Annotated in this window: 18 protein-coding genes; 10 read left to right on the forward strand and 8 right to left on the reverse strand. The window is 49.3% G+C overall.

Annotation, left to right across the window (positions count from 1 at the left end; genetic code table 11):
• The first annotated feature begins 19 nt into the window (after positions 1–19).
• A complete protein-coding gene (locus NYE69_RS01840) occupies positions 20–256 on the forward strand; it encodes a hypothetical protein (RefSeq protein WP_328269906.1) in 237 nt (78 codons plus the stop codon).
• Positions 253–549, forward strand: coding sequence for a spore coat protein (locus tag NYE69_RS01845; protein WP_340923260.1), 297 nt, complete (start codon positions 253–255; stop codon positions 547–549). Before NYE69_RS01840 ends, NYE69_RS01845 begins: the two co-directional genes overlap by 4 nt.
• Positions 550–640: 91 nt before the next feature.
• Here NYE69_RS01845 and NYE69_RS01850 read toward each other — a convergent pair whose 3' ends face one another.
• Genes NYE69_RS01850 through NYE69_RS01860 form a run of 3 tightly spaced genes read right to left on the reverse strand, consistent with a single transcriptional unit; the run spans position 641 to position 2,899 of the window.
• The gene (locus tag NYE69_RS01850; protein WP_340923263.1) at positions 641–1,312 is read right to left on the reverse strand and encodes a GNAT family N-acetyltransferase; all 672 of its coding nucleotides are present in this window, start codon (positions 1,310–1,312) and stop codon (positions 641–643) included.
• A gap of 16 nt (positions 1,313–1,328) precedes the next feature.
• Positions 1,329–2,006: a GNAT family N-acetyltransferase gene (locus NYE69_RS01855; protein ID WP_340923266.1), complete on the reverse strand. Its 678-nt coding sequence runs from the start codon at positions 2,004–2,006 to the stop codon at positions 1,329–1,331.
• Between the two features lie 35 nt (positions 2,007–2,041).
• Positions 2,042–2,899, reverse strand: coding sequence for a carbon-nitrogen hydrolase family protein (locus NYE69_RS01860; protein WP_340923269.1), 858 nt, complete (start codon positions 2,897–2,899; stop codon positions 2,042–2,044).
• Positions 2,900–3,472: 573 nt separating this feature from the next.
• Between NYE69_RS01860 and NYE69_RS01865 the strand changes: the two genes are divergently transcribed.
• Entirely contained in the window at positions 3,473–3,736 is a 264-nt protein-coding gene (locus NYE69_RS01865) for a hypothetical protein (RefSeq protein WP_340923272.1), read from the forward strand.
• An 11-nt stretch (positions 3,737–3,747) separates the two neighbouring features.
• Here the strand turns inward: NYE69_RS01865 and NYE69_RS01870 are convergent, their stop codons facing one another.
• Complete coding sequence (locus tag NYE69_RS01870) at positions 3,748–4,062, reverse strand: response regulator (RefSeq protein WP_213510128.1); 315 nt, start codon at positions 4,060–4,062, stop codon at positions 3,748–3,750.
• Positions 4,063–4,260: 198 nt separating this feature from the next.
• On the opposite strand from NYE69_RS01870, the gene NYE69_RS01875 reads away from it, so the two are divergent.
• The gene (locus tag NYE69_RS01875; protein WP_124332317.1) at positions 4,261–5,154 is read left to right on the forward strand and encodes a LysR family transcriptional regulator; all 894 of its coding nucleotides are present in this window, start codon (positions 4,261–4,263) and stop codon (positions 5,152–5,154) included.
• An 87-nt stretch (positions 5,155–5,241) separates the two neighbouring features.
• Complete coding sequence (locus NYE69_RS01880; protein WP_213510130.1) at positions 5,242–6,183, forward strand: NAD(P)H-binding protein; 942 nt, start codon at positions 5,242–5,244, stop codon at positions 6,181–6,183.
• Positions 6,184–6,285: 102 nt separating this feature from the next.
• Here the strand turns inward: NYE69_RS01880 and NYE69_RS01885 are convergent, their stop codons facing one another.
• The 4 genes from NYE69_RS01885 to NYE69_RS01900 are packed head-to-tail and all read right to left on the reverse strand — an operon-like array spanning position 6,286 to position 9,774.
• Positions 6,286–7,587, reverse strand: coding sequence for a glycosyltransferase family 2 protein (locus NYE69_RS01885; RefSeq protein WP_340923281.1), 1,302 nt, complete (start codon positions 7,585–7,587; stop codon positions 6,286–6,288).
• Positions 7,580–7,723, reverse strand: a complete 144-nt coding sequence (locus tag NYE69_RS01890) for a hypothetical protein (protein WP_340923285.1) — start codon at positions 7,721–7,723, stop codon at positions 7,580–7,582. The genes NYE69_RS01885 and NYE69_RS01890 overlap by 8 nt, the downstream gene beginning before the upstream one ends.
• 48 nt (positions 7,724–7,771) lie before the next feature.
• Positions 7,772–8,647, reverse strand: a complete 876-nt coding sequence (locus tag NYE69_RS01895; protein WP_340923288.1) for a GGDEF domain-containing protein — start codon at positions 8,645–8,647, stop codon at positions 7,772–7,774.
• 20 nt (positions 8,648–8,667) lie between these two features.
• A complete protein-coding gene (locus tag NYE69_RS01900) occupies positions 8,668–9,774 on the reverse strand; it encodes a glycosyl hydrolase (RefSeq protein ID WP_340923291.1) in 1,107 nt (368 codons plus the stop codon).
• Between the two features lie 77 nt (positions 9,775–9,851).
• On the opposite strand from NYE69_RS01900, the gene NYE69_RS01905 reads away from it, so the two are divergent.
• The 5 genes from NYE69_RS01905 (at position 9,852) to NYE69_RS01925 (ending at position 13,583) form a co-directional block, all read left to right on the forward strand.
• Positions 9,852–10,049, forward strand: coding sequence for a hypothetical protein (locus NYE69_RS01905; RefSeq protein ID WP_340923295.1), 198 nt, complete (start codon positions 9,852–9,854; stop codon positions 10,047–10,049).
• Positions 10,050–10,096: 47 nt separating this feature from the next.
• Positions 10,097–10,675, forward strand: coding sequence for a sigma-70 family RNA polymerase sigma factor (locus tag NYE69_RS01910; RefSeq protein ID WP_328269917.1), 579 nt, complete (start codon positions 10,097–10,099; stop codon positions 10,673–10,675).
• The gene (locus NYE69_RS01915; protein ID WP_340923299.1) at positions 10,665–11,786 is read left to right on the forward strand and encodes a DUF4179 domain-containing protein; all 1,122 of its coding nucleotides are present in this window, start codon (positions 10,665–10,667) and stop codon (positions 11,784–11,786) included. Before NYE69_RS01910 ends, NYE69_RS01915 begins: the two co-directional genes overlap by 11 nt.
• 12 nt (positions 11,787–11,798) lie before the next feature.
• Positions 11,799–12,809, forward strand: a complete 1,011-nt coding sequence (locus NYE69_RS01920; RefSeq protein ID WP_340923302.1) for a hypothetical protein — start codon at positions 11,799–11,801, stop codon at positions 12,807–12,809.
• 294 nt (positions 12,810–13,103) lie between these two features.
• Positions 13,104–13,583 carry a hypothetical protein gene (locus NYE69_RS01925; RefSeq protein ID WP_340923305.1) on the forward strand — a complete coding sequence of 160 codons (480 nt, stop codon included), beginning with the start codon at positions 13,104–13,106 and terminating at the stop codon, positions 13,581–13,583.
• Positions 13,584–13,600: the final 17 nt, after the last annotated feature.

Here is a 13,600-nt window from a genome sequence, read left to right on the forward strand (position 1 = left end):
CATAGGAGGAAAAAGCCAAATGAATCCGGCGGCATACGGCCTGCACACGACATACGGCCTGCACGAAACCTTGGAGGTCCATGAACTGGCCGCGTTCAAAACGCTCTGCATGACCAAATCCAAAACGATGCAAATTCTGGTCTCCGATCCGGAACTAAAGCAAATTTTGCAGCAAGACGTTTTGGTATCCACGCAGCAGCTTCAGGAACTCAGCGGAATTTTAACCAATTCGGGTTTAGGGGAGGTGAGCCAATGATCCCGATCCTGGAACGGATGATGGGGATGGACGCGTTAACCGACGAAATCGTCGCCATGGATTTTCTCCTCAGCGCCAAGACCGGGGTCAGAAACTATGCCATGGCCGTGACGGAATGCGCCACTCCGGAAATCAAAGCCATTTTGACCAAACAGCTGGAGGAAGCGGTCAACACGCATGAGATGATCGTCGACTACATGATGAGACGCGGATTTTACAAGCCTTACGCGATGGACGAGCAAATCGGGCGGGACCTGCAGAACATCCAAACCGCTCTGAACATTCCGTCCTGACCTTTTGCAACTGTGCCCGAAAACAGGGAAAAGTCCCTCCTGTTGATGAACAGACGAGGGACTACCCGAGTTTAAACGCCTTTATATTCCGTTAGATCGGCAGCAGCTTTACGGTTTCTTTCGCTTTTAAGCTTTCAATCATGTCGAACCAGGACTGCGGTTTGTTCGGCAATACGGTATAGTAGCGCTGCAGAAACTTCACGACCAGATCCGTTTGCAGATTCTCCTCGTTCTCCCCCATCGGCAGGAAACAAAGGTCAAGCCCGGTAACCGCCTCCCCGTCGTTATTCCAGGACGGATGCACATAAGGGAAATCGAGGCGCTTATATCCGAGATGCGACAAAACCTCGCGGCGCACATAAGGGTCCATCGGCTTAACGCCGCCGAATCCATGGTCCTCCACCCGATACGGATCGTAAATTTCCGCAAACATGCCGAGCAGTTGTTTCCCGTTCGCTTCGGCCAAGGCGTGCAAGTCCTTTAATCTTTTGTCCGCCAAAAACCGCCCGATTCCCAGCCCCGCTTGGCCGATGATGGTAAAATCCGTCATCGCGACGTTGAAGTCTTCGTAATACCGGTATTCCGTAGCGCCGACCACTTGACCTTCATGCACCGCGACAAACACACGGATGCCCGGGTCTTCCAGCGGTTCTTTCCAAAGATCGAATTCCAGTACTTCTTCCGGCGGAAATATGTTTTGCATCAGCTGATGCATTTGCTTAAATAAAGGGTCCTGAATGTTCGTAATTCGCATATATTCCATAAGTTTAGGCCTCCTCCTATTCGGGTGTTGCGGGATAAAAAGGATTTTTCCATTCCATCAGCGCGGCGTAGTTGCACGATTCCTCATCTTCCAAATAATCCGCCACCACGGTGACGGGAGTCCGGCCGCAGCGAAGGAGGAAGGTAATGACGGGGTCCTTTAACTCGCCTTTGAGCACCGTCTCCAGATACTGCTCCGCCGTCATTTCCCCCGCTTTTTTATGGTAGCCGGGCACTCTTCCCCCGCCCAGCAAGCGTTCCAGCCCTTTATGCACGACGAGGTCATACATGGACAACATCAGCCATTTGCCAAGTCCCAGCTTGCGGTAGGACGGCCGTACGCTGATATCGACGACGTACAGCGTGTTCCCTTTGGGATTATGATTGCGGATGTAGCCGTTGTCGGTAATCTCCGCCCAGGAATGGTACGGTGCGGCCGGATCGAAATCGACCAGCAGGCCGGTCATCGACCCGGCGATTTCCCCGTCCACCTCGACGCATAAAGCCCCCTCCGGAAACAGCTCAACATGTTTGCTTAGCTGCTCGGTGTTCCACCATAATTCCGCAGGAAACGGCGGCGGAAAACTTTCCTGCTGGATGCGGATCAAGCCCGGGAAATCCTTCTCCTCGTAATTTCGGATAACCGCCGGAACCGGCCGGTCCCCGTCAAACACAAACAGCTCTTTCCGATACATCGCTTGCGCCTCCATACGCTGAAGTGGTCCTCCGCTTATTTCCAGTCGGTGTAAAGATCCGTCCGCCGGTCGCGCCAAGTGGTGACAGAGCCTTTTTCCCGGACCTGGTACAACAGCTCCAAGTCCAGATCCGCAGTGACGATCATGTCGTCGTTGATCTCGCCTTCCGCCAGGATGCCGCGCGGCGGGAACGGAATATCGTTCGGCGTAATCACCGCCGCCTGCCCGAAATTGGCCCGCATGAAGTCCACCGTCGGCAGCGAGCCGACCGTACCGGTCGTGACGACGTAAACCTGGTTTTCGACCGCTCTGGCGTGGCTGGTATAACGGACCCGGTGAAATCCGTGTCGGTCATCCGTGCACGAAGGGCAGAAAATCACATCCGCCCCTTTGGCCTTGGCCATCCGGACAATCTCCGGAAATTCGATGTCATAACAGGTCAGCATCGCGACCGTCCCCTTCTCGGTTTCGAACACCTGAAGGCCGTCGCCGGGGGTCATTTTCCATTCGTTCACCTCGGTCGGCGTAATGTGCAGCTTGGGCTGCTCGGCGATTTTTCCGTCCGGATAAAACAGGTGGGCCACGTTATACAGCCGGTCTCCATCCCGGGTTACATGCGTGCCGCCGATAATATGCATCTTGGTCTGCTTGGCCAATCCGGAAAACAAAGACCGGTACTGCTCCGTAAAGCCAGGCAGCTCCTGAATCGTTAGCGCCCTGCCTTCACTGTTCCCGATGGACATCAGCTGGGTCGTAAAAAACTCCGGAAACAACACAAAATCCGCGCCGAACTCCTCGGCGGTTTTGATATAATGCTCGACCTGCCGGGCGAATTCCGCGAACGAGTTTATCGTATGAAGATGATACTGAATGGCGGATACTCTCAGTTTCATGCGCTTGCTCCTTTCGATTCCATTCATAAAGGATGTATTTTTGTTAAGCTCAATCTCGAAATCGGCGCCTGACTTCAAGGTCAGTTAGCCAAACCATTCGTTTGGTTAACGCGGAAGTTTCCGGGTTCCCAATCTTTCGCTAACGGTTGTACACACGCTTATTTAACCGAAAAGACGGAGTTCAACGAATGCAGCCGCGCTTATTGTGGTGAAAAAGGATACCGCAGGAAAAAAGCAAAATAAGCTCTACCGCAATCGTTAAATTAGTTTTCCCCTACATTTTGCCGAAATAACGAGGCTGACAACCGTTAGAATAACAGCTCGCTTTAAGGGCTGCACCTTACCGATTCGTCAAACGCCGTTTTTGGCTTCAATCCTCAGTTACTCTCCAAACTTTCTTATTGCGACAACAATATTTCTTAAAATATAAATGTTTCCCGGTTCGTAAGGCAAGCAAATTATTTCAATTATCGAAAATATAATGAAGATTCCATAGAACATGAGAACATGAATATGGTAAAATGAGGTGGATCTTCTAGTTGCCCAAATATCTTTTTTCATGAGGTGAAGAACATGGCCCTGTTGAAGGAAAGTGAAGCCATGGATGAACTCAAATTAAAGTACGACCAAATTTGGAACAATATTTTGCATTGTGAAGTAAGTGAGGCCAAAAGATTGGTTAATGAATTTGCTGAGAAAGTGAATTTCCATTATATCAAGAAATCCGAGACTCGCGAATTCAAAGATTACCTAAAAACTCCTTATCCGTATGTTGCCATACTGGTTGGAATCGCCATTCCGGTCACTGCGTTCCTGCTCATCCTCCTCTTGCCGTAAGGAAGGCAAGGCTAACGGACCTCTGGACACCTAATCGCCAGGCCCAACCCGGGAAATTCAGTAGGCGTCATGCTGACCTCAACACCTCTTTTCCAAACGCGGCACTGCGCCGGAGTCTTGCGCAATTCACGGCAATTATCGAGCCCGCTCATCTGCGGCATCATCCAGTCCAGCACGACGACCGCCGGATTCGCTTCCTCCGCTTTGGCCAGCGCCTCCGTTCCCGTACGAGCCATGACAATATGGTAACCTTCGATTTTCAAAAATGAACTCATGAATTCAAGCACTTTCTCTTCATCGTCCACCAGCAAGATCGTTTCAGCCATGACGCGAGACTCCCTCCTCTATGCCCTCCCTGTCATTATACCCGGAAATTTCCGGAGCCAGTTAGAAGCAACAGCAATCGCAAAGGATCGTCATAAGATCACAACATTGGTTTGTTAAAGTAAATCAACTGAGTCATTTACCTGTTAAAAATTTTCAATATCATTTAAATTAAAAAGAAACGACTGCCGGAGGATAAAATGAATATCAAAAGGATCAAATATTTCATCGATCTCGTGGAATGCCGAAATTTTACGGAAACGGCCAAGAAAAATTTTGTGTCGCAGACGACGGTCAGCCAGCAAATTGCCGCGCTTGAAGACGAGTTCAACACCCAATTAATCGATAGAAAGCAAATTCCGATTGAGCCGACGAAAGCGGGATGGCTTTTTTATGGCGAGGCCGTTGTGCTCTGGAAGCAATATAACCGTATGAAAATGAATATGGAAAACTTTCAAAAATACAACATCCAGTTGTTGAGCATTGAATACGCCGCGATTACGGATGTCCAAAGTTTGTTGAAGTTGATTCCCTCGTTCAAAGAAAAGCATCCGAATATCAAACTTGAACTCCATAAAGTGTTGCTTAAGGATATCGCCGAACTTCTGCAAAAAGGAGTATATGACGTGGCGGTTGCCTTCGACTCGGAGTTTGAAGGAAAAAAGGATATTCGCACCTATCCCCTGTACAGCGGCCGGTATTGCGCGGCCGTTAGTAAACAGCATCCCCTTTTCCATTATGAATCGATCTCGAAAGATAAGATATATGAATATCCGCTTGTCATGCTGAGTCCCACGGCTATTGGAAACTCCTATTATTTGATGATCCGGCATGCGATTGCAGACGGCTATCATCCCAACATCCAACGTACCGCCGACGATGTCGAAACAGAGCTGTTTTATATTATCACGGAGAATTTAATCGGCTTTTTCCCGGATAACTACCATCTCGCTTACCTGAAGGAAGAAGTCCGGTTAATCCCGCTCGAAGATTCACACCATACCTTTAAGATCGAAGCCGGTTATCTGAAAAACAATACGAACCCGGCATTACAAGCCTTTCTGCAGCAGATCCGGCATTCGTTTTCCCAATAGCCCATAAGTTTTTTGTGTTAGATATTGTTATTTTTTTCACATACTATATAAGTGTAAAAATCATTTCAGCAAGGAGTGACGACGATCATGGGTAAATTGTTGTTGACCGGCGTGGACGGAAATCTGGGGAAACAAGCGGCCAAATATTTATTGGAACTGGTGGATAAAGATCAAATTATTTTTTGCGCCTATGATCCGGTATCTTTACAAGAGTACGCGGAACGAGGGATTGAAACGCATATGACCAATTTTAATCAACCGGACGGCCTTGCGGAAGCTTTTGCTCACGCCGACAAACTTGCTTTGATCTCCATGCCTTTTGTCGGTGCGAAACGTCAAAACGCCCACAAAAACGTGGTCGATGCCGCAAAAGCAGCCGGCGTGCAACAAATCATCTATACTTCGCTGGTCAATGCCGCCGATGATTCCAATCCAAGCGTTGAGAAACTGGACCATGTTTATACCGAAAACTATATTAAAAGTGTCGGGTTGGACTATATTTTCCTTCGTAATTCGCAATATGCCGAGGCCATGATTACCAATTACTTCACTTATGTGAAGGGAGACGGGGTGTTAAAAAACAACCAAGGCGACGGCAAGATGGCCTATATCTCACGCAAAGATTGCGCAAAAGCGGTCGCTTACGCACTGGCCTCGGGCGATTATCATGAAGCGATTCTAAATATCAACGGTCCCGAGTTAATGACGATTTCCGACTTTATCGAAATCGGAAATGAAGTAACGGGGAATCACGTCACCTACAAACAGATCACGGATGAAGAAAATTACGCTGTCTTTGATGCCATGGGCGTTCCGAGAACAACGGACGGCGAATTTAAAAAAGATTCCGAAGCGCCATACTCCTCCGATGGCATGGTTACTTTCGGACAAGCGATCCGCCTGGGAAAAATGGATGCATTCACGGACGACTTCCGGAAACTGACGGGCCAAGCGCCAGTGACCGTGAAATATATGTTCGAACATGCCGATGAATTCCAGGTTGGCGAGCGGCACTCGAAAGATAATTAAATAAAACAGAGGTACAGAAGGCACAAAAAAGAGGGGGCTTCCCCTCTTTTTTACTGTACGCTTTTGGTTTGGCTGCCTCGTTGGATATTAAAGCCGTCCCGCTCACCCAAACCGCTGCGTTTTGTACCATTTGGTTTTTCTGCCCGTTATTTTGTCGATGATCATGGAATAGCAAGCGCGCAGGGAAATCACCAGAAACAGCTGGGAATAAGTGAAATAGGATACGCAGGATAAAATAAAGTTCTCTTTCGTGCTTTGTCCAATATCGGTGGACAGCGCCAGGTTGATCTGCAGCACAAAAAGGTAGTACATCAACCCGGACGCAATCACCAGGTGCACATACACATCCCCCGCAAATTGAAACGGCGAAACCACCCCCGGGTTGAACAAAGCGATCGCCCCGTAAGCCAGATTGACAAGGAAGATGATATCGGCGACGATCAAGGCAAGCAAAAACCAGAAATAACTTGCCGCAAAATAGAGCACATGCAGCTTAATGCGCCAGCTTGACCGGTGAAACAAATGATGGACATTCTCCATCACCACGGAGAAATTCCCCTTCGCCCACCGTGTCCGCTGCTTCAGATACACGCCGAGCTGCTCCGGTTCCTGCTGATAGGCTTCCGCCTGGGGCGCCAGCGCAATAAGCTGTCCCCTCGCCATAATCTCGAACGAAATAGCTGTATCCTCCGTTATCGCCTCCGTATCCCAGCCGCCGATTTCGCGGATCAGCTCCGTTTTGATGATGAAATTCGTCCCCGGGATCGTCCCCAGCTTGAACAGCTCCCACAATCCGGTATGATAAATCCGCTGGGCCGTCACCAACTCGAGATTGATGCATTTGGTCAAAAAATTTTGCCCGCGGTTCCTCGCCTTATTCCGCCCGAAGACCGCTCCGTAGGTCTCGGGGTCTTCCAGCGCTTTTTCGACCAAAAAGTATAACGCATTCCGTTCAGGCGCCGCGTCGGCGTCAAAAATACAGATCCACTCGTTTTTGACATACTGCAGCGCATCATTAAGCGCTCCCGATTTGCCGCCCGTTCCCGTCCGTTCGAAGATCATAAAATCCCGGTTCCGGAACGCTTCCTTATGCTTGAGCGCCTGCAGTTTGCCCGCGGTATCGTCGCTGCAGTTATCGGCAATGACGATAAGCTGGACTTTGTCCTGGGGATAATTCAACCGCAAGATATTTTCTGCCGTGGCGGCGATCACCAACTCTTCATTATGCGCGGGCACCATGACGGTGACCCTGGGAAAGTGCTTCATTCCCTCCGGATCGGGAACGGTCCATTCCTGACGGCTCTGCCTGAAAATAAACCGGACCGCCCCGCACATAATCAAAATCGCCTCAAAGACGGCCGCCCAAATGCTTATAATGGAAAACACCAATAATAGATCAGCCACTGACTTTCCTCCGGTCGTATTTTCGAGTTACGCGGGACCGAAAGACCAGTGTCGCGATAAACAGTCCCAGAACCGCGAGGGCGAAAATCAGGCTGACCGCAGTGCATAACGGGATGAACCATGCGGTATAAGACATCTCCTTCTCCTCCTGCTGCCAATCATCCAAAACGAACTCGCGATGGGTTCAAATGTATTCCCCGATCAAATCCGTTTCGGTATTGCGTTCGAGCGCGGCAATGACCGCGTCCGCATTTTCATACTTGCTGAACTGCTCCTTGTTAAAAACAAGCGCCCCGGCCCGGATTACCAGATTCAGCTTGCGGCCTTTCCGGTCCTCAAGCGGAATGTCCGTCAGCGTATTTTTCATCCGTTCCGTCAGCGCCTTTAAATACGCCTGGTTGGTCATCGGGAGCAGAACGATAAACCTTCCCCGGTCTAACGCAAACTTGTAATCCTCGTAACGGATTTGTTGCTGGATGGCTTCCGACAAAGAAGCGAGCAGCCGGGCATACCCTGGCGAACCGAGGGATTCCTGCACCATCGGCAGAAAATCGATTTTAAACATGGCCAGGCAAAAGTTGTATACGTCCGAATAACGATGAGCCAGGTTGGACTGCTTCACCAGCGTTTCCGCAAAGGCCTCCTTATTGCCGAGAGAGGTATCCGGATCCACTTCCGGATTTCTGCGCTGCAGTTCCTCAAGCCGCTCCATAAACCGCTTATTGCGGATCAACCCGGCCTTGATAAACGACGCTGCGGCCGCATTGGCCGGAAGCAGCCACCACCAGGAAAACGACAGCACTCCCGCTTCGGCATAAGCCGAAAACCATACGAAATATGCAACCATATAAACAAAAATAAAAACGGCCGAGGCCCCGGCCGGGGCCAGAAAGCCCAGCAGCAGCGCGGCCAGGCAGCCGATACTGAACCCCAGATCGACGATGGCTAACGATTGTTCTCTAAAGACATGAATATACACCAGCAGTTCCTGCAAGATCGCCAACCCGATCAGCAGCACGTACCCCCAGACCATGCGCTGGACCAATCTTTTATTCCTCATGTTTACCTCATTGATGTTTCTCATTTGTTTTCTAAAGCATATTCCCCTAACAATGGAAGCAGGTTATCAAAAATATGAGTATTGCCGGCAAACACGTATCCGCCGGGATACCTTGCATCGCGCCCTTTGAGGGTCAGCATATGCTTGTACAAGGCCTTCGCGAACGGCCTGTCCCCACGTTTGACAGCAAACTTAATGGCAAGGCCGTAAACCGCAGGGGACTCATAATTTACCGCGGCCGTTCGGTCGGCGCGCACGTACTGTCCGGACAGTTTCCCCGTTTGCTTGAATTTTCGTTTCAGGAATTGAAGCAGCGGATCTTGATTCCTTTCCGTTTCCCCGGCATGAATCGCCACCAGCAGCTGGTCGATTAAATTGACGGTTGTCTCATACGTATAGTCCCCGGTTGCCACGTTAAAAGACTTGGGGTAAAACACGCCGTCATCCGGCATATCCTGCAGCAGGCCATAATACCGGCCGTACGTTTCCTCGTCCAGCATCCCTTCTTGCTCAAGCTCTTTCAGTGCCGGCAGATCCACATAGGCGAGAGACAAAGTATCGGGAGCTTCCTGCCTGGAGAAATCGTAGAAATCCGTCAGGAACCCGTTTTTTTGCGACCCGCTTAATAACGTTTCCGTTAAAGTCTTGGCCGTCGTCTTCCACTCGGGGTGACTTTTCCAAGTTCGAGCCCCCTTCAACAGAGCCCCGATAATCCGCAAATCGTCGCCAAGCGCGTTCGTGCTGACTTCCGTACCGCCTTCGGGGTTTAACTTCCACGCAATATAATTTCGATCCGCTATGAAATAGCGGGTTAACGTTTCATAACTTTTTTCAAATGCGGCAAGATCACGGCTTTCCAACGCCGCCTGCATCCAAAACCCAAGTGACTCGGAGAGAGTCTCCCGCCCTGCCGCCAATTCAGGACTGACCGGTTCCGCCCCCTGCAAATAGGTGGCCAGTGTGCCGTTTGGGTTGGTCAGATTCATTTGAACAAACCGTTTCGTCGATTCTTTTCCTGCAGCAAGGGAACGGCATCCCCCGATCCCCATGGATGCAACCAAAAGGATAACGATCGCCGCCCGCAATGTTCTACGCCTGTTTCTCCATTCCAAGCTGTTGACCCCCATTCTGCTGATCCCTCCCCCCCCCCGCGCATTGTATCATTTATTTCTGAACAAAAACTGTACAAGGGATTAATCGGTGCTTGACCGTCAAGCCGGCAACCGATCGTGGCAAGAAATGCCGCAAGGGAGTTGAAAGCTTGAGGACAGGCAAGGCCAGTGGGTTGGTCGGCAGGATCAACATCCGTTGTCGGACGCTTTGCACGATTATCCCATTCGATCAGGAAGCAGAGAAGAAGATAAATTCAGGAGAAGCAGATATTTTACTGAACCTTTTTTAAACTCGGAGCGAATATACGGGTGAGGTCACACTGAAGGAGGAACGGACTTGCAGGGCATAGACCTTATACCATGGCTGCAAAAATTAAGAGAGGGTGACGAGGAAGCGTTCCGGTATGTGTACGACGCCACGGTCCAGGATGTGTACCGCATTGTCGCGCTGCTGATCCCCCGCGGGCAGGACATCGAAGACATTATGAATGAAGTGTATATCCAATTGTGGACCTCCATAGCCAATTACGACCCCGAGCGTCCTTTTAGATATTGGCTGCACGGCATCGTTGTCCGGCAGGTGCAGGATTGGAAGCGGAAAATGTGGCGCAAGTTCCGTTTATTTGAACGGCACACCTTGCTGGAAGTCAAGGAGGAGGCTCCCGGGACCGATCGCTACGCCTTGATGAACGAAACCGGCGAGGAAATGAGGAAAATCCTTCAACGACTGTCTTACAAGTTACGAATCGTGATTGTGCTCAGGTACTATCATGAGTACAGTATCGCTGAAATTGCCCAACTGCTTAACCTTCCGGAGGGGACCGTGAAATCCCGGCACCATCTGGCGCTTAAAGAATTGCGTAAATATTCCTTATTGCTCAGCGAAGATAAAGGCGGTGATTGCTTTGTCCATTGAAGATCAGCTTAGGGAGCGAATTCAGCGCGCCGCCGGGGAGATGAGCTGTCCGGACGACCTTTACGAGCGCGTATGGAAATCCAACAAACGCTATATCGAAGGGACTTCGTCCAAACGTTCACGGACCGTTCCCGACCGGCGGAATTTCGCCCGGAAGGCCGTCATGGCCTGCGCGGCAGCCGTTGTTCTGACAGCCGGCGTGCTTGCCTCCGGATTCGTATCCCCCGCAATGGCCGAGGCGCTCAAACGCATCCCATGGGTTCAAAACATCTTTAAACTTGCCGGGGATATGGGGTTACAAAACGCAGCGCAGCAGGACTTGGTGAATGAGGTTCATTTCAGCGATTCACATGACGACTTTACTTTAACAGCGCTGCAAGTCGTATATGACGGTACGCGTGTGAACATCGCCTTGCAGCTGGATAAAGCAGGGGAGCCGGCTGTACTTTGGGGAAATAGCCGCGCCCTCAAGCAGCTTCAACAGAGTCAGGGCTACTTTAAACTCTTAAAGGCGCGTATTGACGGGGCCGAAGCAATGGTTACCTGGGACATCGGCCCAGGGGTGGATACGTCGTCCGCCATCATCACCATTATCGCTGTTTCCGATGATCAAACCCGCCGTGCCGTTTTGCCCGAACAGTTCGACTTATCTCTGGAAGTCACCTTGACAGGCGTTCGCGAACCGTTCAGGTTTAATATCCCGATTCGCAAAAACACCCGGAATCTCCTGCTTTCCCCGGATGCCGGCAAGTCGCTTGGGAATCTGAGCTGGAAACTGCAGGAGCTGGAATTGTCCCCCATTTCTACCCGAATGTCTTTGCTGTCCGAATATAAGGCTGCGGACGGGCGGGAACTGCTTTTCGATGTGGCGGACGCCCAAGGGAATACTGCAGGACGGCTCGTTTCAAACATACAAGGATTACCGGATGGCAGCAGTCAGCGCGATTACTTCTTCGAGCCATTGCCTGCGGATGCCAAGACGGTGACGATCAAACCCTTTTTGTATGTATACGAGGACCCGCCCGCCAACCGGATTCCGAAAATAGACAGCCAGGGCCATTGGATCAAGGAGTATATTAAAGAGTTGGAAATGACGATCCCCATTTTTTAGGAGGTTATTTTGATGAAGAACTACCAAAAAGCAATCGCTCTATTGACGGTCGCCGGCGTTCTGTTAGGCACAGCGTCCCCTCTGGCGGGTCATGCTGCCGCAGCTGCAACGAAAGCCAGCACGAGCACGCAGGCTTCTTTAAAAGGAGTAGACGCCAAACTCATTACTGCGGCGCAAAAGAAACTGCAGGAAGTTACGGGAAAAACCTACACCTTCAATAAAGCGGAGAAATGGAGCGCGGACAATAACACCGGGTGGGATCTGCAAATCAAAGAAGCGGCCCACAGTTATGTCAGCATCGGCGTAAACGGTCAAGTGGACCGGATCATGCTGGATCAGAAATGGTCCGATCTGAAGGAAGAATACAAGCGGCAGATTAAGGACGCCTTGCAAAAATCCGCTCCGGGTTCAACCTCGGTTCCTGAGACCGTGACCCTTACGATCGGTTATCCCGACGTATATATGAATGCAGGCAAGCTGGAATTGTTTACGCAAGTCGATGATCAATTGCTGACTCTTTTGGATGGAAAAATAGAGCGGATCATGACCTCTCTCAATCCGGAGGATGTCCCTGAAGCGGTCATGCAAGCGGCGAACGCGATCAAAGAAGGTTTAGGAAACGTACAAAAGGGCGAATTGACGAAAGCGTCGGCCGCCATCGATGGAAAAGGGGAAAAAACATATGAATTGATGTTTGCCAGCCAGGATCCTAAATCGCCTATATTCATAAATGTCAAAGAAGCGACCGGCCGGATCTCCAAAGCGTATATCTCCCCCCTTGAAGATTCGGTAACCGAATATACGCAGGGCTACAGCCAACTGAAAAACTATACCGTTAAGCAATTGAGCGAAAATGCGAAATCTTCGGCCCAGCATTTCCTGAATATCGATCTGACCGGCTATACCGCAGCCAAAGACGAGAAAAATCCGGGAACTGCCGTCTTTAGCAAAAAGAACGCCCCTTCCATAAAAGGTCAGTACAATACCAAAGGGCAGTTCTATAATCTGGAGTTGGCGGAGTAAGCACTCGAAAGAGGATTAATCCGCATAAGAGAGAATTTTAGAGGCTTGAAATGAACCGCGTCTCCGTTGTGTTAAGCACGAATCACAACGGAGACGTGGTTTTTTTGCTTTAAACTAATTGTTAAATATGTGCTTGCAAGAAGTATGATTAAGTGCTAGTTTTGAATGAAAAAAGGGTAAATAAGGAAATTTTGTATCATTATTTGAAATTTTTAAGTAATTTTTATAGGGTATATCTCCACCATTCTCTTTTTTATTTTTGTAAATATTTTTGTTTCTTTAGGAGGAGACACTATGAATATCAATAGTATTAGCAATACAGTAGGCAATGCAATTGGGGGAAAATATAAAAAGAGGGAAATGTCTAATTTTAAAGACAATTTAGATACTGTAATAAAAAATGCCCCGAAGTTTGATACATACATACCTGAAGAGAAATTATACGGAATGGATAATAGCGGAGTGGATAATAGAGAAGTCAATGAGGATGCCTGTAAAAACATATTAAAGAACGGAAACTCTAAAGAATTGGAAAAAGAACAATTTTGGCAAGGAATATTTCAGATATTAGATAAGGACAGTGAGCAGCAGGCAACTAAAACTGAGTCAACTACTGACTCTAAAGTAGTAGTTAAAGCAGATGGCTCAAGGGTTTTGATGATTACTATCAATGTTAATGGGATAAAAATGACAATGAGCTTAGAGATATCAAAACCGTCGGATACGACAACGCTCAATGCAAGTGATTTACAAAGTGTTAATTCTGAGTTGTAAGTATATACGCAAAGAGT

The organism is Paenibacillus sp. FSL R5-0527 (assembly GCF_038008055.1).
Lineage (GTDB): Bacteria > Bacillota > Bacilli > Paenibacillales > Paenibacillaceae > Fontibacillus > Fontibacillus macerans.